This is a genomic window from Paraburkholderia sp. EG287B (assembly GCF_040965595.1).
Classification (GTDB): Bacteria; Pseudomonadota; Gammaproteobacteria; order Burkholderiales; family Burkholderiaceae; genus Paraburkholderia.
Genome location: NZ_JBFRCG010000063.1, coordinates 1 through 2,613, shown reverse-complemented (window position 1 = coordinate 2,613; position 2,613 = coordinate 1). Strand labels below are relative to the sequence as shown.

Sequence of the window (2,613 nt, the reverse complement as noted above, 5' to 3'; positions counted from 1 at the left end):
GTAAGCGATCCACTATCGACGTCTACCCAACAGCACTCTGAGCGAGGAGCATAGGTGTCCACCTATTTGTGAGGTGGACACCTATGGCTGACAAAGACTCAGAGCTGAGAGTAGTTCGGCAAAGCAGCGACGGCCGTCGCCGCTACGATGAAAATGGCAAACGAGCATTGATCGAGGCGGCGTTACGCCCCGGCGTCTCGGTGGCCCGCATGGCGCAAGAGCACGGGATCAACGCCAACCTGCTGCGCAAGTGGATCACGAAATACCTGATGGAGCGCGAGAAAGGCGTCTCGCCGACGCCGCAGGATAACGGCGACGACTACTTGCCGCATTCGGGTGATGCGACTGACAGCCTGGCGATCGATCCTCCGAGTTCTCACCAACTCGTCGTTGCCGCGGCACCACCACCTGCGTTCGTACCTGTCGTTGCGGTACCGCCTGCGGCCACACCGCCGCCCCCATCGATGACGCTCACGCTGCATGTGCATCTCTCGAACGGTGTCGAACTCGAACTGGGCAAAGCCATCGCGACCATTGATGAACTGACAACCCTGGTTCAGATCCTTGGGAGGATGCCGTGTTCCGGTTCGACGACAATCTGAAGGTGTATCTGCACCGCGATCCTGTCGACTTCCGGTACGGCATGAACAGCCTGTCGATTCTCGTTGAACAGTCGATGCGCCTGAATCCGATGGACTCGTCGCTTTACATCTTCGGAAACCGGCGTCGCGACAGGATCAAGATCCTTGGCTGGGACGGCAGCGGTTTCTGGCTGATGATGAAACGATTGGAGGCCAGCCGTTTCATCTGGCCCGACAACAAGGCTGAGGTCGTGACGATGACGACCAACGTGCTGCACGCACTGCTCGATGGCGATGACATCACTACAATTCGACGACATCCGAAGCAGGAATATCTGCGTGTGAGCTGAACAGGCAGACGGTGTGCTGGTCTAACCCAGCATGCCGGTCAACGTCACGATCACCGCCGACGAACTGAAAGAGCTGCTCGCCGAACGCGATGCCGCTCGTGCGTTGCGAGAAGAACAGGAGGCATTACGCGGCGCCCTGCGGCTCGTGACAGCGGAACGCGATCTCGCCGAGGAACGACTCCGGGCCTACCGTCACGAGTTGTTTGGCGCAAAGAGCGAGGCACGAGATTCGGATCAACCCGGCCTGTTCAACGAAGCCGAGGTGCTCGGCGCGAGCAGCTCACCTGCTCAGGAAGATACGCCAGAATCGACGGTCGGCGCACATACGCGCAAGAAGCGGGGCCATCGCAAGCCGCTTGATCCCAACCTGCCGCGCGACGTGGTGCGGCACGAGCTGCCTGAGGCTGAACGCTTCTGCATGAACGATGGTCACGCGCTCGTCGAGTTTGGCGTGGAGATCAGCGAGCAGCTCGACGTGATTCCGGAGCAGCTTCGCGTGATCCAGCACCAACGCGTCAAATATGCGTGTCCGTGCTGCGATCTCGGCATCAAGGTGACGCCGGCGCCGCCTCGCATCATCCCTCGCGGCCTGTTGAGCGAATCGGCGCTTGCATGGATCGCCGCCGGCAAGTATCAGTTCGGGATGCCACTGTATCGCCAGGCCGGTCTGCTACGCCGCTTCGGCGGCGACATCTCGTCGAACACGATTGCTGCGAGCATGGTCCGTGTGGGTCTCGGAACGCAACCCGTGATCAACCTGATGCGCGATGCGTTGCTCGATGCCGAGCTGATCTACTGCGACGAGACGACACTCCAGGTGTTGAAGGAAAAGGGCCGTCGACCGCAAACGAAGAGTTATCTCTGGGCGCAGATGACCGATTCGGGCGTGCCCATCCGATGCTTCACCTATACACCGGGGCGTGGCACCAGGTTGGCCGACAAGCTGTTCACCGGGATCCGCGAGGGCGCGGTCATGATGACCGATGGCTACGAGCCCTACAACGACATTGCCCGGCGTCACCAGCTCGTGCACCTTGGATGCTGGGTTCACCTGAGACGGTACTTCGTCAAAGCAGAGGACAGCGTACCAAAGGCTGCCCGAACGCCCGATCTGTTGGCGACGCGCTTCATCAAATTGATCGGCAAGCTGTTCGCGGCCGAGACGCGCAGTACGACGTGGAGCGCACAGCGACGACAGCGGTTGCGACGACGATACAGCGCGCGCGTACTCAATGCCATCCACGCGCTGATGCTCGAGCAATCGCCCGGCGTCGTACCGAAAAGCCTGCTCGGCAAGGGACTGACTTACCTGCGCGCGCAGTGGCCCAAGCTCATCCGTTACGTCGAGAACGGCGACTGGCCTATCTCGAACAACGCTGTTGAGAATGCGATTCGACCACTCTGCGTGGGGCGCCGCGGATGGCTGTTCTCGGACACCGTCGGAGGCGCGAACGCGAGCGCCAATCTCTATACGCTCGTCGAAACCTGCAAAGCAAACAGCATCGATCCCTACCGGTACCTCACCTGGCTGTTCCAGCGCCTGCCTATGGCGAAGACCGTCGACGACTACGACGCGTTGCTTCCCTGGAAAATGCCGGCCGACCTCCGCTGACCCGCATCACTACCACACCTCACGCGCTCCGCCACCTTACTCTGAGGGGCGTCGTTCGTGGATCGCATAC

Annotated in this window: 3 protein-coding genes; all 3 read left to right on the top strand. The window is 60.7% G+C overall.

What is annotated here, in order from left to right; translation table 11 throughout:
* The first annotated feature begins 83 nt into the window (after positions 1-83).
* Genes AB4Y40_RS42655 through AB4Y40_RS42645 form a run of 3 tightly spaced genes read left to right on the top strand, consistent with a single transcriptional unit; the run spans position 84 to position 2,543 of the window.
* Positions 84-602, top strand: coding sequence for a transposase (locus AB4Y40_RS42655; protein ID WP_368692972.1), 519 nt, complete (start codon positions 84-86; stop codon positions 600-602).
* Positions 578-931 carry an IS66 family insertion sequence element accessory protein TnpB gene (gene tnpB, locus AB4Y40_RS42650; RefSeq protein WP_094296838.1) on the top strand — a complete coding sequence of 118 codons (354 nt, stop codon included), beginning with the start codon at positions 578-580 and terminating at the stop codon, positions 929-931. The genes AB4Y40_RS42655 and tnpB overlap by 25 nt, the downstream gene beginning before the upstream one ends.
* A gap of 31 nt (positions 932-962) precedes the next feature.
* Positions 963-2,543 (top strand): IS66 family transposase, encoded by a 1,581-nt coding sequence (locus AB4Y40_RS42645; RefSeq protein ID WP_368692971.1) that lies wholly within the window; start codon positions 963-965, stop codon positions 2,541-2,543.
* Positions 2,544-2,613 lie beyond the last annotated feature (70 nt).